Genomic DNA, 20,843 nt, shown 5'->3' on the forward strand with positions numbered 1-20,843 from the left:
GGGGTCGCGGCCCGCTGCCAGGGCCGGACATCGTGGGCCTTGCGGTGAGCCAGAAGCCACGCCGACACGATATGTACGGTCTGCGCGGGCACGTCGAGGGTGGCACGATAGGTGATCACGTGGGGTCCTGCCTGGGCACGGTTTCTTTGGCGAGTACCGACCTATCGGGTCAGGACCCCACGCCAACGTCACGACACGCACACGTTCACCACACCGTTGCCTCAGGCAATCGCATCGCCGGCCCTGTCAAACACCTGGTGAGAAAACCTCAGTTGCAACAACATGCAATTCCTCGACCGCCTGTTGACCCACCGTGCTGACAGTTTTACGTTGCGTTATGCCTGCTCTGGGAGCTGGTGATGCGATCGCTGTCCTAGAGCCGCTGCACCGCACCCAGTTGCAACCGTCGCGAGAAGTGATGATCACGCCCGCGCTGAATTCGGCACTTTCGGCCGGGAATGGTCTGTTCCCGAATGAGTTGTGAGCGAACAGAAGTGAGGCGGAAATGTTGAAGCGCAAACGTTTGGTCTGTTCTGGTTTTCATGTCTTTCGCTGATTCTGGCGATCACTATCGTCGAGATATATTGATGTAGGTCCACCGGTCCGAGTAAGCTTGGGTTTAGGCGGTCCGCGATAGCCTGAAATTGTGAGGCCGCCTCGGTTTAGGTTCTGCCTGAAGAGAGACAAGGCGGCATGGGTATTTCATCCAGTGTTGACGTCGGTTCCGGCGCACAGGTCGTTCTCTTTGAGGACTACCTGTGCGGGCACTGCGCTCGACTGGAACTGAAATTGGGCAGAGAGATAGAATTCCTTCTCAGAAAATCGAACGGCGCTTTCATGGTCAACCCAGTCGATATCTTCGATCGGTTGTCTACGCCTCCTGGTTACTCGAAGCGTTGCGCAAAAGTTGTATCTGCGTCAGCCAATATAGATGAACTGTGCAGCGTTCGTCGAAGCCTGTTACTGTCGACCCCAGCCACTCTCGGGCCAGCAGACCTCTATGTGGATGAGCGGATCGGCCTTGCTCTGCATCGCGGCGGAATTCCTAAAAGTCGAGTTGAGAGCCTGCTGGGGGCCCGCACCGATGCAGTTGTTCAGGCTAATCTGGCCAAGTTGGACGACGTTTCTTCTGGCCGGGAACGGGCCGTTCCAACGCTCGTGGTGAACGGCACTGCTGCGCGACCCGGCGAAATCCCGACGATCCTTGAGCACCTATTCAAGGACTTGTCGGGCTAGTTGAGGTCGATCCTCACTTAAGGTCGCGATTCGGCGGCAAGCTACAGAGCCGCCGGCAGGAGGCCGGCACCCAAGTGCGCGACATTGAGACCCGCCCACTCGCCACGAAGAGCCTCAGAAAGCTTCTCATGGCTCCTGGAGCTCTCGTATGCCGTGTTGATCAGATGGGAGCCAATTGGTGACGTCGTCGTTGTCCAGATGCCGGGAGCCGGGAGCCGGGAGCCGGCAAGACAACCCGACCTCGACGCGCTGCCTCCACCCGGCGACCCTAGCAACGCCGAACACGGGCGGTTCGAAGCCGAGAACTCTTGCACCTGGCCCAACCCCTCTCGCGCCCGGGTCTTCAGGGAACATGCTGAGCGGCGGCAGGTACAGGCACCGGTCACTCGGGACCCCAGGCTCACCCGGCGGAGCTCTGCGAGCGGCTCGGTCCAGTCCTCCAGATAGTGCAGGACGAGGGAGGCGGCAGGTTTCCGGATCTCGGTCGTCAGCGAGCCACCGATCTCCCCGGACACGCCGAGCGAACTGCGTCCGCAGGGTCTGCAGCACCCGGCGAGATTCATCAGCTTTCATCTTCTTCGTACTCGAGGCGTCCTGCCCCGGACATCCTCGCTCGTCATCCTCGACGGACAACCGGTAGTACGCCCTACTGCGGTGCCTGGAAGCCGCCGATCCTCTGCTCGAGCAGTTCGGCCAGCCGCAGCGGGGTACGGTCCTCGAACATCGGACCGATGAGCTGCACGCCCACCGGCAGGCCGCCGGGAGACAGGCCCGCTGGTACGGCGGTGGCGGGCAGGCCGGGCATGGTGGCCAGACCGGCCCAGACGAGCTGGTCGAAGAACGGGTACTCGACGCCGTCGATGTCGATCCGGCGTTCCAGCAGATCGGGGTTGTGGTCGTGCGGGAACGCGGGAGTCGGCGTGATCGGACACACCACGGCATCGAACTCGGCGAAGAGCTGCCGCCAGCCGTGACGGTGGAGCTCGCGACGGTTGTTCGCCTCCATCCAGTCACGATGGCTGAACACCATCCCTCGCAGCCGCGCCGCATCGAGACTCTGGTCGTCCGCGCTCAGTCCGGCGGCGCGGGTCCGCAGCTGCTCGTACGCTTCGACGGGAAAACGCGCAACGGAGCCCGAGAACAGCAACTGCGTGTAGAGCGTCGCGGCTTCGGCCAGGTCGGGCAGCAGCGGAGTGTGCCGTTCGACGTGGGCGCCGCCGTCGACAAGTGCGTCGGCCACCCGGTTCACGCCTGCCCGCACAGCAGACCCGGTCGGGATGAGCGGATGCTCGTCGAGGACCAAGACCCGGAAGTCGCTCAGCCGCTGGTGGCGTGCGGGCGGCAAGGTCAAGTCGTGCGCCACGCCGAGCGTCAGCGGGTCCGGCCCGGCCATGACGTCGAGCAGCAGCGTGAGGTCGCGGGCGGTGCGCGCCATCGGACCGACGACGGCGAGGTCGAGGTCGACCGGCAATGCCGGCGCGTCCGGCGCGACCATACCGCGACTCGCCGCCAGCCCGAGTGTCGGCTTGTGCGCGTAGACACCGCAGAAATGCGCGGGCGTGCGCAACGAACCGCCGATGTCGGAACCGATGGACAACGCGCCGAATCCGGACGCCAGAGCAGCCGCTGATCCGCCGGAGGAGCCGCCCGACGTACGAGCGTGATCCCACGGGTTGTTGGTCGTGCCGTAGATCTCGTTGAAGCTCTGCAGATCCTGCAGCCCCAAGGGCACGTTGGTCTTACCCATCACCACCGCGCCGGCGGCCCGGAGCCGCGACACCTGTACCGCGTCCTCGGCCGGCACGAAGTCCCGGTACTGCGGCATGCCCCAGGTCGTGGGCAGCCCGGCGATGTTGTAGGACTCCTTGACTGTCACGGGAATACCGAGCAGCGGCCGATCCTCAGCGCGGGCGCGCGCCTGGTCGGCACGGCGCGCGGCGGCCCGCGCTCGGTCGAAGTCAGGTACGCAGATCGCGTTGATCGCCTTGTCGTCCCGCTCGATACGGGCAATCGCCTCGTCGGTCAGTTCCACCGAGGTCACGTCACCGGCGCGCAATGCAGCCGAGAGTTCTCCGGCCGTCTGAAAGTTCAGCTCCATGAAATCGACCGTATCGGCGTCTGGACGAGGCCATAAAATGCCGATTCGCACCAGCTCGGCCGATTCTTGGCGGCGATCTGGGCAAGCTCCGACTCTGCGGACGTAGATTCGTCCGCATGACGTCCTTACGATCGGCGGCATGGTGACAACTGGCTACTCGATTCAGCCGTTGACTGCTCACACGTGGAACGCGTTCGCCGGCCTGGTGGAGCGGCACAACGGAATCTTCGGTGGGTGCTGGTGCATCTACTTCCACCCCGACTGTGCCGAGCGGGGGCAGGGTTACGAGGGCAACCGCGCGCTGAAGAAGCGGCTGGTCGAGGACGGACAGGCTCATGCGGCGCTGGTGATGGTCGGCGATGAGGCGATCGCGTGGGCGGACAGGGCTACGCCAAGGTGGTTCTGGCCGGTGCGCTCGATCTGATTGCCGCGCAAGGTGGCGGTGTGGTCGAGGGATACCCGCACGAGACCGGTGAGAAGAGGATGAGCAACTCCTTCGTCTACAACGGCACACGCACGATGTACGAGCAAGCCGGCTTCGGGTTCGTCCGCTCCAAGGGAATGAAGAACACCGTCATGCGCCGCACGATCCAGCCGGCCTGAACCTGCCCAACCGCCGACCCTGAGAAAGGCATGAGAGTGCGTTCGCGCCTAGGGTGCCTCCATGGTCGCCCAGATTCCGATCTCAGTCGCTGTACTTGTGCGCGACGGTCTAATGCTCCTTGTGCATCGCCATCCATCGCGTCGGTGGTATCCCGACTGCTGGAGCTTCTCCGCCGGCGGGCATGTCGAGTCGGGTGAGTTGCCTCACCAGGCCGTCAGTCGGGAATGCCTCGAAGAACTCGGTGTCCACGTCCACGACCCCGTACCCATCCCGATGACGGTCAGTGACCCCACCCTCGACTTGCACGCGTTCCTCGTCACGCGCTGGGACGGGGAACCTGTCAACGCCGCACCGGAGGAGCACGACGACCTTCGCTGGTTCCGGCCCAGTGATCTCGCGGACTTGAAGCTGGCCCACCCGGAGAGCCTGTCGAGCCTCCTGAGCGCCGTCCAGGCCGCAACCGATTAGCCGCAACGGCCGACGGAGTCCCGAGCCGAGCAGCCAACGCCACTTTGTGCACGGGCTGGGCAGCTACTCGGGAGTAGAACGCTCAGCCCATGCTCAAAGTGGGCTGCCTCCCCAGTGGTTCGGGTGGGCACAACGCGAGCAGGGGTGGGATAAATACCTCCGGCGCCGACCTCACTAGAGGTCGGCGCCGGAGAGGCTGGAGCGTCAGGCGGTGAAGGTGACGTCCAGGGTGATCTCGGTGCCGGTGAGCGCCTGGGAGACCGGGCAGTTCTTCTTGGCGTCCTCGGCGAACTGGGCGAACTCGTCGGCGGTCAGGCCGGGGACCTTGCCGTTGACCGAGAGCTTGCTGCCGGTGATGCCCTGACCCGGTACGAAGGTCACGGCGGCGCTGGTGTCGAGCGACTCGGGGGCGTTGCCGGCCTTGGCCAGGATGTTGGACAGCGCCATGTTGAAGCAGCTCGAGTGGGCTGCCGCGATCAGCTCTTCCGGGCTGGTCCTGCCGCTGGCGGCGTCCTCGGTGCGGGCGGCCCAGGTTACGTCGAAGGAGCCCAGGCCTGAGGACTCGAGGTTGACCTGGCCGGCCCCCTCCAGCAGCGAACCTTCCCAGTGGGCCTTGGCGGTGCGGGTAGCAGCCATGCTCTTTGTTTCTCCTAAGAGATCAGTTGCCGGACACGTCGATCGCGCCGGGGTACTGCGGTTCGTCGGTGTTCACCATGCTGTGTGCGGCCATCACCATGTACGTCCAGATCTCCTGGTCGCGATCCGGTTCCAGCCCGAGCTCGTCGAGCGCGGCCCGCATGTGACCGAGCCAGCGATCCCGGGCGCTCGGGGTGACGGCGAACGGGTTGTGCCGCATCCGCAGCCGGGGGTGCCCGCGCTGTTCGGAGTACGTCCGCGGACCACCCCAGTACTGCTCGAGGAACATCCGGAAGCGCTCCTCGGCCGGGCCGAGGTCCTCCTCCGGGTACATCGGGCGCAGCTCGGGGTCGGCGGCCACGCCGCGGTAGAAAGCCGCCACCAGTCGATGGAACGTCTCGGCCCCGCCCACGGCGTCGTAGAAACTCTTCGGCTCGCTCATCGTCGTCAAGTGTCTCAAGTCGCCGAAACGTGCCTGACGAGGGCTTCCCGTTCGGTGTCGGAGAGCTGCCGCTTGGCGTGCGTCTCGCCGTCGACCGCGACGAGCACGGACTGCGCCTTGGCGTAGACGTCCTCGGTCCCGCCGGTGCGATCGACGATCCGGGACCCCAGCGTGTACGACGTACTGCCGACCGCGTCGACCCAGACGTCCACGTCGTACGGCGGATGCCGGAGCAGGATCGGGCGCAGGTAGTCGACGGTCTGGCTGGCCAGCACGCAGGGGAATTGGGCGAAGTAGTCGCCGGTGGTCCCGACCATCTGGGCCAGGAAGGCGATCCGGGCCTCTTGGAGATAGTCGAAGTACCGGACGTTGTTCACGTGGTCGTACGAGTCGATGTCGGACCAGCGGACCAGCACGGGGTAACGGAAGGTCACGATCCCACCAGCTTCTCCAGCGCGACCCGCTCGACCGGCGTGATCCGGCGCAGGCGGTTGGCGCCGAAATCGAAGGGTACGAGCCGGGTGCGCGCCTCTACGTAGGTTGTGTGCGGGTCCGGATCGTAGATCTCGTAGTCGACGACGAAGGAGGCTGCCTTGATCTCGCTGATCCACAAGGCGATCAGGACCGGTTCGGGCCGGTGGACGAGCGGCCGCCGGTACTGCACCTCGTGCCGGGCGACCAGCAATCCGGTCTCCAGCTCGTCGGCGCCGAGCTCCTTGGCGGTCCGGAACAGGAAGTCCACCCGGGCATCCTGGAGGTAGTCGACGTACCGGCCGTTGTTGACGTGGCCCAGCGCATCCATGTCGCCCCAGCGGATCGGGCACTGATAGACGTGCCGGTTATCACCCCGGTTGTGATCATCCACACGGCGATCATCCCATCCGTGGTGCGCGGGAGGTGACACAACGTGGGTAATGTCATCCCGGATGAGCCCAGGCACCAGGACAGAGAGCAGGCGGAGATGAGCGAGCAGCGAGTGGCGATCGTGACCGGGTCGGCCCGGGGAATCGGCGCCGCCGTGGCGCAGCGGCTCGCCGCCGACGGCAACGCGGTCGCGGTGCTGGACCTGGACGAAGCGGCCTGCGCCGGTACCGTTGAGGCGATCACCGCGGCGGGCGGCAAGGCCGTCGCGATCGGCTGTGACGTGAGCAAGGCCGACCAGGTCGCCGCCGCCGTCGACCGGGTCGTGGCCGAGCTGGGCGCGCCGACCATCCTGGTGAACAACGCCGGCGTACTGCGCGACAACCTGCTGTTCAAGATGTCCGAGGACGACTGGGACACGGTCATGTCGGTGCATCTGCGCGGCAGCTTCCTGATGTCGAAGGCCTGCCAGGCGCACATGGTCGAGGCGGGCTACGGCCGGATGGTCTTCCTCTCTTCCACGAGCGCGCTGGGCAACCGCGGCCAGGCCAACTACGCGTCCGCGAAGGCCGGCCTGCAGGGCCTGGCCAAGACGCTGGCGATCGAGCTGGGCAAGTTCGGCATCACGGCGAACGCGATCGCCCCGGGCTTCATCGAGACCGACATGACCGCCGCCACCGCGGCCCGGGTCGGCGTCGACTTCGAGCAGTTCAAGAAGGCCACCGCCGCCACCATCCCGGTGAACCGGACCGGCAAGCCCGAGGACATCGCCGCCGCCGCGTCGTTCTTCTGCGGCGAGGAGTCCGGCTTCGTCTCCGGCCAGGTCCTGTACGTCGCCGGCGGACCGCGGAACTAGGAGCTCAGAGGATGCAAACCTTCACCGGGGTCGACGAGGTCGTGCACGCGGTCGGTACCCAGCTGGGTGAGACCGAGTGGCTGGAGATCACCCAGGAGCAGGTGAACCAGTTCGCCGAGGCGACCGGTGACCACCAGTGGATCCACGTCGACGTCGCCCGCGCCGCCAAGGGCCCGTACGGCGGCACCATCGCGCACGGCTACTTGACGCTGAGCCTGATCGCCCGGTTCGGCGAGGAGCTCTTCTCGGTCAAGGGCGTCACGGCGAAGCTGAACTACGGCGTCAACAAGGTCCGTTTCCCCAGCCCGGTCCCGGTCGGCAGCCGCGTCCGCGCGAGCGCCTCGATCGCCGGCGCCCAGGAAACCCCGGCCGGCGTCCAGGTCTCCTTGCAGTGGGTCATCGAACTCGAGAACTCCACCAAGCCCGCCTGCGTCGCCGAAACCGTAGTACTGCTGGTCCGCTAGAGCGGGCAGACGAGGACGGCATGGGTTGCCGCGCGGCGGTAGCCCAGCCAGTTGTTGACGGCGAGCATCGGCTCGTTGCCGTCATAGTTGGCGGTGTAGGCGCCGACCACGCCCACGTCGGCGGCTCGGTGGAGCGCGGCGCATTTCACCAGCTTCGCCAGCCCGCGTCCCTGGTGCTCGGGCATCGTCGCGGTCATCTGCGACCAGATCTTGTGGTGATTGCCGTTGCCGAGCGTGAAGCCGATGACCTTGTTGTCCTGCAGCGCCGCGACGCTCAGGTCCAGCACCATGCCCGGCGCCTCCCAGACGCCGGCGAGCCAGTCGTCGTACGGGCGGCTCTCGATCTTCGCGTCGCCCGGTTTGGTGCGCTGGGCAACTTCATCGGCCGCGTAGACGAGCCGCGGATCCACTTCGTTCAAAGGCGCCAACCGCACCCCCGCCGGTACTGCGGGCAGCCCCGGCGCCAGACGCGGATCGATCCCGGCGTAGTGCACCTGCCGGGTCTGCCGGTACCCCCATTGCGACGCCCACTCCAGTGAGGCGGGATCGGCGAAGGCTCGCGCGCTAACAGCACCCGCTGCCTTCAGGTGCTCGTGAGTCCGCTCCAGCAACGCAGTACCGGCACCACGGCCTCTGTACTCCGGATGCACCAGCACCCGGAGTACCGCGCTGGCCGGGTTCGCGCCGGGGATCAGCGCAGAGGAACTCCAACCAACCAGTTGGTCGCCCTCAGAGGCGGCGAACATCGCGCGGGCACGCGGGCCACCCTGCTCCGCAAGGCCGCTGCTTTGTTGTTCGACCGACGTGACGAGCCATGGCTCGACGAGTTCGTAGAGCGCCGCGGCGGCTTCGGCGTCGTCCAGTACGGCGGGCCTGATCTCCATCCGGAACTCCTTCAGCGAAGTTCTCCGGAAGATAACCCGAGGTCAGGAGCAAACTCGGTTTGGACGATTGTAAAGTTACCCAACCCTAAGGTTGAAGCGCTCAGAGATTTCGGAGCAGGCTGGTCTGGGTCTCGATCCGGCGGTAGCCGAGCCAGTTGTTGATGGCAAGCATCGGGGCGTTGGCATCGTCGTTCGAGGTGAAGGCGCCGACGATGCCGGCCTCCGCGCAGCGGCGCAACGCGACTGACTTGACCAGCTTCGCCAACCCGCGACCCCGGTACGCCGGGACGGTGCCCGTCATTCCCGACCAGGCCCGGTCGCCGTCGCGCTCGATCGCGGTGAAGCAGGCGACCTCGTCACCGGCCATGGCGGCGACGCTGAGCGACTTGTCCGAGCCGGGCGAGTTCCAGATCTCCGCGATCCAGTCGTCGTAGTCCACCGAGTCCAGCGGCGAGTCACCCGGCTCGTCGAGCGAAGCGACCGTGTCGGCAACGAAGACCTGCCGTGGCTCGACCGTATCCAGCGTGGCGATCCGGATCCCGTCCGGTGTCGCCGGCTGTTCGGGCAGTACTCGCGGGTCGACGCCCGAGTAGTGCAGCTCGCGGGACGGTTCGTAGCCGAGCTTGACGCCGAAGTCCATCCCGGCCGGCGTCGCGAACGCTCGGACCCTCGTCGCCCCGACCTCACCCAGGTGATCCTGCAGCCGCACCACCAGCGCGCTCGCGATGCCCTGCCGCCGGCGGTCCGGATGCACGTAGATCGACAGGTCGCTCTGACCCGGCTCGCTGGTCCACACGTTCAGGCCGCACGATCCCCAGGCGACGACCTCCCCCTCGTCCTCCGCGACGAGCGCGAGGAACCGCTCGGCAGGCGACCGGACCGTGATCAGGTGCCGGATGAACGCCGGCGACATCACGGAGTACGAGTAGGTCTCCCGCCGCAACCGCGAAACCGCTCCGGCGTCGTCGGCCGTCACTGCCCTGATCCGCATGCCCCGGACCCTAGTCACCGAGTGGGTCGGTGGCGACGGAATTAGCAGTTGGAACGGGATCGCAACAGCTGTCGGCCGGCTGTGATTCTGTCGTGGGCTGGGTGGGCACTAGGGTTGACCGGTGCCCGTGATCGCGACCGCATCGTTGAGCAAGCGATACCCGCGTGTGACGGCCCTGGACGAGCTGACTGTCGAGGTGGGGTCCGGCGTGACCGGACTGGTCGGAGCCAACGGTGCCGGCAAGTCGACCCTGCTGAAGATTCTGCTCGGACTGATCGCCCCGACCGCCGGAAGTGCCATCGTGCTGGGACACGACGTGGTCACCGGCGGCGAGGCGGTCCGTGCTCTCGTCGGCTACATGCCCGAGCACGACTGCCTGCCACCCGACGTGTCCGCGACCGAGTTCGCGGTGCACCTCGCGCAGATGTCCGGCCTTCCCGCCACCGCAGCTCGTGAAAGAGCCGCCGACGTACTACGGCACGTCGGTCTCGACGAGGCGCGGTACCGGCCGATGGGCGGCTACTCGACCGGCATGAAGCAGCGCGTGAAGCTGGCCCAGGCCCTGGTGCACGACCCCAAACTCGTCCTGCTGGACGAACCGACCAACGGGCTCGACCCGGCCGGGCGCGACGAGATGCTGACGCTGGTCCGCCGGATCGGCACCGAGTTCGGCATCCCGGTGCTGATCACCTCGCACCTGCTCGGCGAACTGGAGCATGTCTGCGACCACATCGTCATCCTGGACGGTGGCCGGCTGCTCCGCTCCGAGTCCAAGGCCGCGCTGACCGGCGAAACCGGCGTACTGGCGGTCGAAGTACGGGATCTGAGTGGGCGTGACCGGTTGGCGGCCGCACTAGAACGTGCTGGTGCGCGCGCCCGGCCGGACGGTCCGCTGATCCTGGTCGAGATCACCGGCGAGGAGACGTTCGACCTGGTCCGCGACGCGGTCGCCGACCTCGGCCTCGGGCTGGTCCGGATCGAACCGCACCGGCATCGCCTGGAAGAGGTCTTCAGTGTCTGACCAGCAGTTCGGGCCGCAGCAACGCGCCGGTGTCATCCACGACATCGGCTACCGGAACTACGACGGTCCGCGGCTGGGCCGGTTCTCGATCTGGCAGGCGCTGGTGGTGTCGAGTCTGCGGCACGCCTACGGACTCGGCCGGTCCGGCAAGTCGAAGGTGATGCCGATCCTGCTGCTCGCGGTGATGGTCGTGCCGGTGGCGATCATCGTCGGCATCGAGACCGCGCTGAAGTTCGACAAGCCGCCGCTCACGCCGGTGCAGTACATCTCCTTCCTGCAAGCGGTCATCGCGCTCTACCTGGCCTCGCAGGCGCCGCAGTTGTTCTCGTGCGATCTCCGCTATCGCTCGATCGTGCTCTACCTGGCCCGCCCGCTGCGGCGCACGGACTACGCGCTGGCGAAGCTGACCGCGCTCGTCTTCGCGCTGATGATCCTGATCGGCCTGCCGCTGGTCATCCTGTACGCCGGTGCGCTGCTCGCCAAGTTCGACTTCACGGACATGTCGAAGGAGTTCCTCAGCGGCATCGTCGCGGCTTTGCTGCTCTCGATCCTGCTGGCCGCGATCGGCGGACTCATCTCGGCTGCGACCCCGCGCCGCGGATTCGCGGTGGCGGCGATCATCGCGGTACTGATCGTGTCGTTCACGGCCGTCGTCACCACCACGGCGATCCTCAATCCCGAGGCTGGCGATCCGGGAACGTCGGCGCGTTACGCCAACCTGGGTTCGCCTTTCACGCTGGTCGAGGTGCTGCAGAGCTTCATCCTGCGCGGCGGCGGCGCCTGGAAGCCGACGACGTCACAAGGCCTCGTCTTCGCGGGCGTCTACGTCTTGCTGGTGGCGGTCTGCGTCTGGGGCGTCAACGCGCGCTACGCGAAGGTGGCCCGTGGATGAGCGTGATCCAGATCGCGAAGGTCTCCCGCTGGTACGGCAACGTGGTGGCGGTCAACGACGTCACGATGACGATCGGTCCCGGCGTGACCGGGCTGCTCGGGCCGAACGGCGCGGGCAAGTCGACGCTGATCACGATGATGGCCGGCTTCCTGCCGCCCTCGACGGGAAGAGTCACGCTGGACGGCGTACCGGTCTGGCGGAACGAGAGCTCCTACCGGCACATCGGGCTGGTGCCCGAGACCGAGGCCGTCTACGACACGTTAACCGGGTCCGCGTTCGTACTCGCGAATGCGGAGCTGCAGGGCTTGGCGAATCCGGCCGCGGCTACGGCCGAAGCGATCGCCACGGTGGCGATGGAGGATGCTGCCGGGCGACGCATTTCGACGTACTCGAAAGGGATGAAGCAGCGGATCAAGATGGCGGCGGCGCTGGTGCACGAACCGTCCGTGCTGCTGCTCGACGAGCCGTTCAACGGGATGGATCCGCGGCAACGGCTGCATCTGATGGACCTGCTGCGCAAGATGGGCGCGGACGGCCGGACCGTGCTGTTCAGCTCGCACATCCTCGAGGAGGTGCAGCAGGTCGCCACCCACATCGAGGTGGTCATTTCGGGGCGGCACGCGGCCTCGGGTGACTATCGCGCGATCCGCACGCTGATGACGGACCGGCCGGTGCTGTACCGGCTGCGCTCCTCCGACGACCGGCGGCTCGCATCCGCGTTGATCGGCGATCCCTGTACGTCGGGTGCCGATCTGGAGGGCGGCTCCTTGCAGGTGCAGGTGGTCGACTTCGAACGCTTCAGCCGCCTGGTGCCGTCGATGGCACGCGACCTCGGCATCCGGCTGCTCGAGGTCGCCCCGACGGATGAATCCCTCGAGAGCGTCTTCTCCTACCTCGTCGGGAGGCGCTGACGATGAACGTGACGATCGCCCGGCTGACGATGGCCACGCTGTTCGGGCATCGGCGTGGGCTGCTGCTCTTCATCCTGCCCGGAGTACTGCTCGCGCTGTGTGTGCTGCTGGCGCTGACTGTCGACGACACCGCCGACTTCAGTACTGCGCTGCTGCAGATGTTCGGCCTCGCGGTGATCGTGCCACTCGTTTCGCTGATCGCGGCGACCGGTGCGCTGGCGTCCGAGCTCGACGACGGCTCGATCGTCTACCTGCTCAGCAAGCCGATCAAGCGCTCCACGATCATCTTGACCAAGGCGCTGGTCGCCATCGCGGTGATCTTCGTCCTCGGTGTGGTGCCGATGGTGCTGGCCGGTCTCATCCTCGACGTGGGCGATCCGCAGACAGCGGTTGCCTTCGGCATCGGGTCGCTGGCGGCTGGGATCGCTTACACGGGGATCTTCATCGCTCTCTCGGTGATCTCGGGGAACGCGGTCACGATCGGCCTGATCTACGCGCTGCTGTGGGAAGGCGTGATGGGCCAGTACGTCGACGGCGCCAAGGCCCTCAGCATCCAGCAGTGGTCGCTGGCCGTCATCCAGAAACTCACCGACGACCCGAATGTCGAGTCGGCCGTCAAACTCCCGATCGCCTGCATCCTGCTGCTCGCCGTGGTACTCATCGGCCTAACCCTCGCCGTAGCCCGCCTCCGCTCCCTCATCCTCTCCACCGCCGAGTAGCCCGGTCTCCGCCCTCCGCCCCGCTCCACCCGCCGAGTAGCCCGGGCTCCGCCCTCCGCCTCGCTCCACCCGCCGAGTAGCCGGGGCTCGGACCTCCGCCTCGCTCCACCCGCCGAGTAGCCCGGCCTCCGGCTTCCCGTCCCGCTCCACCGCCGAGTTGCTCGGGCTCCCGCCTCCCCCGTCGCCGCGCTCCCACCACCCGGATGCGGGCGGGGACAGGTACAGGGATGCGGAGCGCCACGCATGCACCTCCCGCCTGCAGCGCCCCGACACGCCGAGGGAAGCCTTTGCCCGCGCACCTTCTGTCTGCGCGGATCTCCGCCCTCGCCGCCCGCCCTCGCCCCGCCCCGCCGGCTTGGGTTGGGTTGGGATGGGCGGACGGCCACACAGACAGAAGCTCGATGGCAATCGGTTTCCCTTGGCGTGTCCGGGTGTTGGTGCGGGGTCGTGTCTGCGTGGCGATCCGCGTCTGCCGCCTCCCCGGGACACGCCTGCGTCGCTGGAGAGCTGAGAATGACAGCCTGCTGTCGCCTTGACTGTAGACTGTCAGATATGACGACTGCTGCCACCCGCTTGGCCGAACTGATGGTTTCCGACGCCCCGCGCCCGGAGTACGCCGAAGCACTTGCCCCGTTCGAGCCCTTGATCGGGAGCTGGGACCTAGACGTCCGGTACTACGACGAGGCGGGCGAGGTGACCCGTGAGACCAAGGGTGAATGGCACTTCGCCTGGGCCCTGGACGGGCGAGCGGTGGCCGACATCTGGATCACGCCGAGTCGCACCCAACGGGCCATCGACGGCGATGGCGAATGGGGCCTGACCGTGCGCCTGCACGACCCCGAACTCGGCGCCTTCCGCTCGACCTGGCTGGGGCCGAAGCACGCCGTCGTGATGACCTTCATCGGTCGCGCCGAGCCGGCATCGATCATCCTCGAGGCGCGGGAGCCCAAGGCGGCGAAGACCCGCTGGATCTTCACCGACATCTCCCCCACCGGCTTCCACTGGCGCAACGAGGACGAAAACGCCGACGGCACCATCATCGTCCGTCAGCGCTTCTTCGCGACTCGCTCTCAGCCGTAGACCTGCACGACCTCAGTCGCCAGCCGCAGCAGTTCTTCTCGAAGGTCCGCCGGCTCCAGCACCTCGACAGCACCACCAAACCCGAGCAGTACTGCGCGCGCCGCCTCCCGCACGCGAAACCTCATCGCCACATGCGGCCAGGGGTCGCCGTCGCCCGGTACGTCGCGCGCCTGCTCCCCGTTGGCCAGCATCGGCGTAGCCACCCGCCGGACGAGCTCAGCCCGCTCCGGCTGCACCCGGATCACCACGTCGATCCCAGCCGGAATACTCCGCTCCAACCCGGACCGCAGCCGCTGCCACTCCTCCTGCAGGTCCAGCCCGTCCGGCCTGGTAGCCGCCTCATCCAGTACGTCGACCTGCTCAACCCGCGACACCCTGTACATCCGGGGCACCCCGCGATGAGCCGCCACCAAGTACCAGCGCCCTGCCTGTTCCACGAGCCCCCAGGGGTCGACGGTACGACGTACTGGCCGTCCCTCGGTGGAGGAGGCGTAGCGCAGGGCCACTCGGCGGCGGGTCACCACGGCTTGTCGCAGTACGGGCAGTGCGCCGATGTCCTCGGCTGCAGCGAACCAGCGGCGGCGGTCGACGACTATCGCATCCGACAAGGCGTCTGCATCGCCCTGCAACTGCAGCGGCAGCGTGGAGGACAGCTTGCCCATCGCCGACTGCAGTGCGTCGTGCAGGCCGAGCTCCGCCGACAGCGACGCCCTGCCGCTCCAGGCGAACAGAGCCTGCGCCTCCCGCGGGGTAAGGCCACTCACGTCGGCGCGATAGCCGGGCAGGAGCACACAGCCGCCGTTACGCCCGCGCTCTGTGTAGACGGGCACCCCGGCGGCCGACAGCGCCTCCATGTCGCGCATCACCGTGCGCCTGGAGACCTCCAGCCGCTCGGCCAGGTCCCGAGCGCTCAGCCGCGGATGCCGTTGCAGCAACAAAATGATCTGCAACAGGCGGTCGGCTCTCATTTCTCAAATATAAGACAGAAGATGTCCCATATTTCCCGCGAGAGTGGTTCTGACACCAACTACTGGAGGAATCGTGACGGACCCACGCCCGATGCTCGCGCTCGCCCTGGACCAGACCCAGGCGATGATCGACACCATCGGAGCCGACGACCTGGCCTTGCCGACGCCCTGCCCGGAGTACGACGTACGCACGCTGCTCGGCCATCTGACGACGGTGGTCGCCCGGATCAACCTCGCGCTGACCGGTGAGAATCCCCTGTCGATCCCGACCGTGACGCCCGGCGTGACGGACTTCGCCGGAGTCTGGAAGGAACACCGGGCCGTGGTCGACGAGACTCTTGCGGATCCGGCCGTCCTCACCATGACCTGCACGGTGCCGTGGGGAACCATCCCAGGCGCCGCGGCGATCGGGGCGTACACAGTTGAGCTCACCACTCACTCCTGGGATCTCGCCACGGCGACCGGTCGCACTGAACTCCTCGACGACGCACTCGCTATCTATTGCCTGCCGCTGGCCCAGCAGAACCTCCCTGCCGAGCGGAGAGGCGGCCCCATCCCCTTCGGCCCCGTGGTCGAGGTCCCGGCAGACGCACCGGCGTACGACCAACTCGTCGCCTGGCAGGGCCGCCGGCCCTAACCAACCAGTTGGTTGGCAGGGCTGCCGACCCTAATAGCCAGTTGGTTGGCGCAGTGTGTAGGGCTCCTCGATGGCGGCGACCTCCTCCAGAGTGAGTTGGAGGTCGAGCGCCGCGACGGCGTCGGGCAGGTGGTGCGGCTTGGTCGGGCCGACGATCGGCGCGGCCACGGCCGGGTTGCGCAGTACCCAAGCGAGCGCGACCTGCGCCATCGGGACGCCGCGCTCCTCAGCGACGCGCTGTACTGCGTCGGCAATCGGCTGATCGGCGCTGGCAAAGAACCGCTGGCCGACCGGGTCGGTGTCGGATCGCTGGGTCTGGGTCCCCCACGGCCTGGCGAGCCGGCCCTTGGCGAGCGGGCTCCACGGGATGCTGCCCACGCCCTGGTCGGACAGCAGCCCGAACATCTCCCGCTCCTCCTCGCGTTGCATCAAGCTGTACTGGTTCTGCATGGAGACGAAACGCGTCCACCCGTGCAGGTCAGCGGTGTACTGCAGCTTGGAGAACTGCCAGGCCCACATGGACGAGGCACCGAGATACCGCGCCTTGCCCGCCTTCACCACATCGTGCAATGCCTCCATCGTCTCCTCGACCGGAGTCTCCGGATCGAAGCGATGGATCTGGTAGAGATCGACGTAGTCGGTCCCGAGCCGGGTCAGCGAGGCATCGATGTTCTCCATGATCGCCTTGCGGGAAAGGCCTGAGCCGCCCGGACCGTCGTGCAGCTTGAAGAAGACCTTGGTCGCCAGGACGACGTCTTCGCGCCGGGTGTACTTCTGGATCGCCCGCCCGACGACCTCCTCGGAACTGCCGAAGCCGTAGACGTTGGCGGTGTCCCAGAAGGTGATACCGAGCTGGACCGCCTGCCGGAAAATCGGCTCGGCCGCCTCGTCGTCCAGCGCCCACTTATTGAAACCGCGGCTAGTGTCACCAAAACTCATGCACCCAAGCGCGATCCTGCTGACCTTCAACCCGGAATCGCCGAGCCTCACCGTGCCGGTCATGGCCGCACCAGCACCTTCAGCGCCGTGCGCTCGTCCATCGCGCGATAGCCGGCCGAGATGTTGTCGAGGGCAACGGTTTGGTCGAACACCTTGCCAGGTTGCACTTTGCCATCGAGGACGTCGGGCAGCAACCGCTCGATGTAGGCACGAGCCGGCGCGACACCACCCGTGAGGGTGATGTTGGGAACGAACATGGTGGCGAAGCCGACCGGCGCTTCGTCGTACTGCGGAACGCCGACCCGGCTGATCACACCGCCCGGCCGGACCGCACCGAGCGCTTGGTCGTACGCCGCTCGATAGCCGACAGCGTCGATCACCACGTGGGCGCCATCGCCACAGGTCAACTCGCGAACCTTGGCGATCCCTTCGTCGCCGCGCTCGGCGACGACCGCGGTCGCGCCGAACTCGACACCAAGATCCGTGCGCTCCTTGTGCCGGCCCATCAGGATGATCTGCTCGGCCCCGAGTTGCCGAGCCGACAACACGGCCAACAGCCCGACCGCGCCGTCGCCGATCACGGTCACCGTCGTCCTCGCCGTGACGCCGCCCTTCAGCGCTGCGTGGTAGCCGGTGCCGTACACGTCCGACAGCGTGAGCAGGGACGGCAGCAATTCGGAGTCCTCGTCGACCGGGACCTTGACCAGCGTGCCGTCAGCGAGCGGCACCCGGACCGCCTCTGCTTGACCGCCGCCGATACCGTTGCCGGCCCAGAAGCCGCCGTGCCGGCAAGACGTCTGGAGACCCTCGCGGCAGAAGTCACACGTCCCGTCCGACCAGGCGAACGGCGCGATCACCAGGTCGCCCCGCCGGACCGTCGCCACCTCGCTACCGGTCTCCTCGACGACTCCGATGAACTCGTGCCCCATCGGCTTGCCACCGGGCACCGTCCCGCCGCGGTACGGGTGGAGGTCGCTCCCGCAGACGCAGGCGCGGACGACGCGCAGTACGGCGTCGGTGGGTTGCTGGATGGCCGGGTCCGGTACGTCGATCACGCGGACGTCGCCGACGCCGTACAGGTAGGTGGCTCGCATGGGTTCCTCTCCGCTCTGGTGGACCTCTCCAGTGAAGGGGATTTCGCGCCGGGCAGGGAGTTTCTGTCGTTCCAGGTAATGCCAGTGCCTCCTTCACGGGGGTCCGGGGTCGTAGCGTGGATGGCATGAACCACAGAGCCGATATCCGGGAGTTCCTCAGCTCTCGGCGCGCGCGGATCACTCCCGAGCAGGCCGGGCTGCCGGCGTACGGTGGCAATCGCCGGGTGAAGGGACTGCGGCGGGAAGAGGTCGCGATGCTCGCCGGCGTCTCGGTGGACTACTACATCCGGCTGGAGCGCGGGAATCTCGCCGGCGCCTCCGAGAGCGTCCTGGAGGCGTTGGTCCGGGCGCTGCAACTCGACGAGGCCGAGCAGGCGCACCTGTTCGCCCTGGCTCGCGAGTCCGAAGCGACACCGACCCGGCGCAAGCGCAGTACCGAGCAAGGCGTGAAGCCGGCCATCCAGCAAATCCTGGACGCGATGACCGACGTACCGGCCTGGGTGCGCAACGACCGGCACGACCTCCTCGCCGCGAACCGGATGGCGCTGGCCCTGTACGCACCGATGCTCGCCGACTCGCGGCGCCCGGCGAACACGGCCCGCTTCGTCTATCTGGACCCGGCGTCGAAGGAGTTCTTCGCCGACTGGGAGCGGACGGCCGACGACATCGCCGCGATCCTGCGCTCAGCGGCCGGCCGCAACCCGCACGACAAAGCGCTCTCCGACCTCATCGGCGAACTGTCGACCCGCAGCGAGGTCTTCCGGACCCGCTGGGCGGCCCACAACGTGCGCTTCCACCGCACTGGCAAGAAGTCGCTGCACCACCCCGTCGTCGGCGATCTGAGCCTCGACTACGAGGCGATGGAGTTCCCCTCGTCCCCCGGCCTGACCCTGCTCGTCTACACCGCCGCGGCCGGTACGCCGACCGCGGACGCGCTGAAACTGCTGGCCAGCTGGGCCGCCACCGAATCCGTTGCCATCAACAAGGAGTAAGTGACGCCACAGGTGACGACGCCTCGTAGTACAGGCTTGTCAGCCGACGATGCCGCCGTTGAGGGTCAGGCCGCCATCGATGGTGATGGTCTGGCCGGTGATCCAGGAGGCTTCGTCGGAGAGCAGGAACCAGACCAGGGATGCGACGTCCTCGGGGCGGCCGAGGCGCTTCAACGGGTACGACGCGGCGACCTTGTCCTCGCGGCCTTCGTAGAGGGCTCCGGCGAACTTGGTCTTCACGACTGCGGGCGCAACCGCGTTGACCCGGATCTGCGGGGCGAGCTCCACCGCTAGCTCGCTCGTCACTCGGGACAGCATCGCCTTCGTGGCGCCGTACCAGCCGATGCCCGGTGACGGCGACAGGCCGGCCACTGACGACAGGTTGACCACGGCACCGCCGTGGACACGCATCCACGCATCGCTGCAGGCCTTGACCCAGGCGATAGTCGCCAGCACGTTCGTGTCGACCATCTTGGCCGCCACAGCGCTGTCGACGTCGAGTAGAGAGCCGTAGATCGGGTTGATGCCCGTGTTGTTCACCAGCAGATCCACCGACCCGTACGTCGCTACTGCCGCCGCCACGACGCTTGCACGGTGCTCCCCATCGGCAGCGTTGCCGGCAACGGCCAGTGCGTAGTCCCGGCCACCCAGGCCGGCTACTGCCTCGTCCAGGGCGTCCTGCTTGCGGCCGGTGATCACCACATGAGCACCGTCGGCCACCAGGCGCTTGGCGATCGCCAGGCCGATGCCGCGGGAGGCACCGGTGACGATCGCCGTCTTGTCCTTCAGACTCATCAGCTCAGTCGCTCCAGGATGACGGCCATGCCCTGGCCACCGCCGACGCACATGGTCTCGAGGCCGAACTGCTTGTCCTCGAACTGCAGGCCGTTGACCAGCGTGGTCATGATCCGCGCGCCGGTCGAGCCGAACGGGTGGCCGAGCGCGATGGCGCCGCCGTGCACGTTCAGCCGGTCCTCCTCGATGCCGAGCTCACGGGCCGAGCCGATCACCTGGACGGCGAAGGCCTCGTTGATCTCGACCAGGTCGATGTCGCCGATGCTCATCCCGGCCCGGGCCAGCGCCTGCTTGGTCGCATCGACCGGACCGAGGCCCATGATCTCCGGCGACAGCCCGCTCACGCCGGTGGAGACGATCCGGGCCAGCGGGGTGAGGCCGAGCTCGCGCGCCTTGGTGTCGCTCATGATCACCACGGCGGCCGCGCCGTCGTTCAGCGGGCAGCAGTTGCCGGCCGTGACCGTGCCATCCGGCCGGAACACCGGCTGCAGCTGGCTGACCTTCTCCAGCGTCGTACCGGCTCGGGGGCCGTCGTCCTTGCTCACGACCGTGCCGTCGGGCAGCGTGACCGGAGTGATCTCGCGCTCGAAGAAGCCGTTGTTGATCGCCTTCTCCGCGAGGTTCTGCGAGCGGACGCCGAACGCGTCCTGGTCGGCGCGGCTGATCCCCCGCAGCGTCGCGACGTTCTCGGCGGTCTGCCCCATCGAGATGTAGACGTCCGGGATCTGGCCGTCCTCGCGCGGGTCGTGCCAGGTGTCGTTGGTCTCGGCGTACTTCTCGGTGCGCTGGACCGCGTCGGCGAAGACCTGGTTGAACGAGCTCGGGTCGCCGACACCGGCCGAACCGAAGTTCTTGTAGCGCGAGACGCACTCGACGCCGGCGCTGACGAAGATGTCGCCCTCGCCGGACTTGATCGCGTGGAACGCCATCCGCGCGGTCTGCGTGGAGGACGCGCAGAACCGGTTGACCGTCGTCGCGGGCGTGCTGTCCCAGCCCAGCTGGATGGCGACCCGGCGGGCCATGTTGCCGCCGTGCTCGTCGTGCGGCTCGGCGCAGCCGAGCATCAGGTCCTCGATCTGGTCCCCGGTCAGGCCGGCCTTGCCGACCGCCGCCTGGATCATCTGGACGGCCAGGTCGTCCGGCCGGATGTCCTTCAGCGAACCCTTGTTGGCCCGGCCGATCGGCGACCGCGCGGTGGAGACGATGACTGCTTCAGGCATGTCGCTTTCCCTTTCGAAGGCCCGGCGGACCGGGC

At 67.2% G+C, this 20,843-nt stretch carries 25 protein-coding genes and 1 pseudogene; 13 read left to right on the plus strand and 13 right to left on the minus strand.

What is annotated here, in order from left to right; translation table 11 throughout:
- Nucleotides 1–119, minus strand: a pseudogene (locus A3ES_RS56565) (IS5/IS1182 family transposase); the annotation flags it as partial.
- 574 nt (nt 120–693) lie between these two features.
- Between A3ES_RS56565 and A3ES_RS54785 the strand changes: the two are divergent.
- Entirely contained in the window at nt 694–1,236 is a 543-nt protein-coding gene (locus A3ES_RS54785) for a DsbA family protein (RefSeq protein ID WP_157631062.1), read from the plus strand.
- A gap of 646 nt (nt 1,237–1,882) precedes the next feature.
- On the opposite strand, the gene A3ES_RS0143290 is transcribed toward A3ES_RS54785, so the two are convergent.
- Nucleotides 1,883–3,334: an amidase gene (locus A3ES_RS0143290; RefSeq protein ID WP_020393092.1), complete on the minus strand. Its 1,452-nt coding sequence runs from the start codon at nt 3,332–3,334 to the stop codon at nt 1,883–1,885.
- Between the two features lie 139 nt (nt 3,335–3,473).
- On the opposite strand from A3ES_RS0143290, the gene A3ES_RS55805 reads away from it, so the two are divergent.
- From A3ES_RS55805 to A3ES_RS0143300, 3 genes are all read left to right on the plus strand, one after another.
- Nucleotides 3,474–3,758, plus strand: a complete 285-nt coding sequence (locus A3ES_RS55805) for a hypothetical protein (protein WP_051084947.1) — start codon at nt 3,474–3,476, stop codon at nt 3,756–3,758.
- 20 nt (nt 3,759–3,778) lie between these two features.
- Nucleotides 3,779–3,937 (plus strand): hypothetical protein, encoded by a 159-nt coding sequence (locus A3ES_RS55810; protein ID WP_202806722.1) that lies wholly within the window; start codon nt 3,779–3,781, stop codon nt 3,935–3,937.
- A gap of 61 nt (nt 3,938–3,998) precedes the next feature.
- Entirely contained in the window at nt 3,999–4,406 is a 408-nt protein-coding gene (locus A3ES_RS0143300) for an NUDIX domain-containing protein (protein ID WP_020393093.1), read from the plus strand.
- A gap of 204 nt (nt 4,407–4,610) precedes the next feature.
- On the opposite strand, the gene A3ES_RS0143305 is transcribed toward A3ES_RS0143300, so the two are convergent.
- Genes A3ES_RS0143305 through A3ES_RS0143320 form a run of 4 tightly spaced genes read right to left on the minus strand, consistent with a single transcriptional unit; the run spans nt 4,611 to nt 6,349 of the window.
- Nucleotides 4,611–5,042 carry an OsmC family peroxiredoxin gene (locus A3ES_RS0143305; RefSeq protein WP_020393094.1) on the minus strand — a complete coding sequence of 144 codons (432 nt, stop codon included), beginning with the start codon at nt 5,040–5,042 and terminating at the stop codon, nt 4,611–4,613.
- Between the two features lie 22 nt (nt 5,043–5,064).
- The gene (locus A3ES_RS0143310; protein ID WP_020393095.1) at nt 5,065–5,484 is read right to left on the minus strand and encodes a globin; all 420 of its coding nucleotides are present in this window, start codon (nt 5,482–5,484) and stop codon (nt 5,065–5,067) included.
- A 14-nt stretch (nt 5,485–5,498) separates the two neighbouring features.
- Nucleotides 5,499–5,918 carry an acyl-CoA thioesterase gene (locus A3ES_RS0143315; protein WP_020393096.1) on the minus strand — a complete coding sequence of 140 codons (420 nt, stop codon included), beginning with the start codon at nt 5,916–5,918 and terminating at the stop codon, nt 5,499–5,501.
- Nucleotides 5,915–6,349 carry an acyl-CoA thioesterase gene (locus A3ES_RS0143320; protein WP_020393097.1) on the minus strand — a complete coding sequence of 145 codons (435 nt, stop codon included), beginning with the start codon at nt 6,347–6,349 and terminating at the stop codon, nt 5,915–5,917. Before A3ES_RS0143320 ends, A3ES_RS0143315 begins: the two co-directional genes overlap by 4 nt.
- 96 nt (nt 6,350–6,445) lie before the next feature.
- On the opposite strand from A3ES_RS0143320, the gene A3ES_RS0143325 reads away from it, so the two are divergent.
- Both A3ES_RS0143325 and A3ES_RS0143330 read left to right on the plus strand, forming a co-directional pair.
- Nucleotides 6,446–7,201: an SDR family oxidoreductase gene (locus A3ES_RS0143325; RefSeq protein ID WP_020393098.1), complete on the plus strand. Its 756-nt coding sequence runs from the start codon at nt 6,446–6,448 to the stop codon at nt 7,199–7,201.
- 11 nt (nt 7,202–7,212) lie between these two features.
- Nucleotides 7,213–7,665 (plus strand): MaoC family dehydratase, encoded by a 453-nt coding sequence (locus tag A3ES_RS0143330; RefSeq protein WP_020393099.1) that lies wholly within the window; start codon nt 7,213–7,215, stop codon nt 7,663–7,665.
- On the opposite strand, the gene A3ES_RS0143335 is transcribed toward A3ES_RS0143330, so the two are convergent.
- Both A3ES_RS0143335 and A3ES_RS0143340 read right to left on the minus strand, forming a co-directional pair.
- Complete coding sequence (locus tag A3ES_RS0143335) at nt 7,662–8,549, minus strand: GNAT family N-acetyltransferase (protein WP_020393100.1); 888 nt, start codon at nt 8,547–8,549, stop codon at nt 7,662–7,664. The genes A3ES_RS0143330 and A3ES_RS0143335 overlap by 4 nt on opposite strands.
- A gap of 100 nt (nt 8,550–8,649) precedes the next feature.
- Complete coding sequence (locus tag A3ES_RS0143340) at nt 8,650–9,540, minus strand: GNAT family N-acetyltransferase (RefSeq protein ID WP_026163750.1); 891 nt, start codon at nt 9,538–9,540, stop codon at nt 8,650–8,652.
- 121 nt (nt 9,541–9,661) lie between these two features.
- On the opposite strand from A3ES_RS0143340, the gene A3ES_RS0143345 reads away from it, so the two are divergent.
- The 5 genes from A3ES_RS0143345 (at nt 9,662) to A3ES_RS0143365 (ending at nt 14,163) form a co-directional block, all read left to right on the plus strand.
- Nucleotides 9,662–10,561, plus strand: coding sequence for an ABC transporter ATP-binding protein (locus tag A3ES_RS0143345; protein ID WP_026163751.1), 900 nt, complete (start codon nt 9,662–9,664; stop codon nt 10,559–10,561).
- On the plus strand, nt 10,554–11,453 hold the full coding sequence (locus A3ES_RS0143350; RefSeq protein ID WP_020393103.1) for a hypothetical protein: 900 nt from the start codon (nt 10,554–10,556) through the stop codon (nt 11,451–11,453). The genes A3ES_RS0143345 and A3ES_RS0143350 overlap by 8 nt, the downstream gene beginning before the upstream one ends.
- Nucleotides 11,450–12,364, plus strand: coding sequence for an ABC transporter ATP-binding protein (locus tag A3ES_RS0143355; RefSeq protein ID WP_020393104.1), 915 nt, complete (start codon nt 11,450–11,452; stop codon nt 12,362–12,364). Before A3ES_RS0143350 ends, A3ES_RS0143355 begins: the two co-directional genes overlap by 4 nt.
- A gap of 2 nt (nt 12,365–12,366) precedes the next feature.
- A complete protein-coding gene (locus tag A3ES_RS0143360; RefSeq protein ID WP_020393105.1) occupies nt 12,367–13,083 on the plus strand; it encodes an ABC transporter permease in 717 nt (238 codons plus the stop codon).
- Between the two features lie 552 nt (nt 13,084–13,635).
- Nucleotides 13,636–14,163, plus strand: a complete 528-nt coding sequence (locus tag A3ES_RS0143365) for a hypothetical protein (RefSeq protein WP_020393106.1) — start codon at nt 13,636–13,638, stop codon at nt 14,161–14,163.
- On the opposite strand, the gene A3ES_RS0143370 is transcribed toward A3ES_RS0143365, so the two are convergent.
- On the minus strand, nt 14,154–15,131 hold the full coding sequence (locus tag A3ES_RS0143370) for a helix-turn-helix transcriptional regulator (RefSeq protein WP_020393107.1): 978 nt from the start codon (nt 15,129–15,131) through the stop codon (nt 14,154–14,156). The two genes, A3ES_RS0143365 and A3ES_RS0143370, sit on opposite strands and share 10 nt — an antisense overlap.
- Before the next feature lie 73 nt (nt 15,132–15,204).
- Here A3ES_RS0143370 and A3ES_RS0143375 point away from each other — a divergent pair, with 73 nt between their 5' ends.
- Nucleotides 15,205–15,768, plus strand: coding sequence for a TIGR03086 family metal-binding protein (locus A3ES_RS0143375; protein ID WP_026163752.1), 564 nt, complete (start codon nt 15,205–15,207; stop codon nt 15,766–15,768).
- Nucleotides 15,769–15,798: 30 nt separating this feature from the next.
- Here A3ES_RS0143375 and A3ES_RS0143380 read toward each other — a convergent pair whose 3' ends face one another.
- Nucleotides 15,799–16,770, minus strand: a complete 972-nt coding sequence (locus A3ES_RS0143380; protein ID WP_020393109.1) for an aldo/keto reductase — start codon at nt 16,768–16,770, stop codon at nt 15,799–15,801.
- A complete protein-coding gene (locus A3ES_RS0143385) occupies nt 16,767–17,801 on the minus strand; it encodes a zinc-binding dehydrogenase (RefSeq protein WP_020393110.1) in 1,035 nt (344 codons plus the stop codon). Before A3ES_RS0143385 ends, A3ES_RS0143380 begins: the two co-directional genes overlap by 4 nt.
- A 125-nt stretch (nt 17,802–17,926) precedes the next feature.
- Between A3ES_RS0143385 and A3ES_RS0143390 the strand changes: the two genes are divergently transcribed.
- Entirely contained in the window at nt 17,927–18,793 is an 867-nt protein-coding gene (locus A3ES_RS0143390) for a helix-turn-helix transcriptional regulator (protein WP_020393111.1), read from the plus strand.
- Nucleotides 18,794–18,832: 39 nt separating this feature from the next.
- Here the strand turns inward: A3ES_RS0143390 and A3ES_RS0143395 are convergent, their stop codons facing one another.
- Together A3ES_RS0143395 and A3ES_RS0143400 are read right to left on the minus strand one after the other, a co-directional pair.
- Nucleotides 18,833–19,588: an SDR family oxidoreductase gene (locus A3ES_RS0143395; protein ID WP_020393112.1), complete on the minus strand. Its 756-nt coding sequence runs from the start codon at nt 19,586–19,588 to the stop codon at nt 18,833–18,835.
- Nucleotides 19,588–20,808, minus strand: a complete 1,221-nt coding sequence (locus A3ES_RS0143400; protein WP_020393113.1) for an acetyl-CoA C-acetyltransferase — start codon at nt 20,806–20,808, stop codon at nt 19,588–19,590. Before A3ES_RS0143400 ends, A3ES_RS0143395 begins: the two co-directional genes overlap by 1 nt.
- Between the last annotated feature and the right edge of the window lie 35 nt (nt 20,809–20,843).

Origin of the sequence: Kribbella catacumbae DSM 19601 (assembly GCF_000372465.1) — a bacterium.
GTDB classification, from domain to species: domain Bacteria; phylum Actinomycetota; class Actinomycetes; order Propionibacteriales; family Kribbellaceae; genus Kribbella; species Kribbella catacumbae.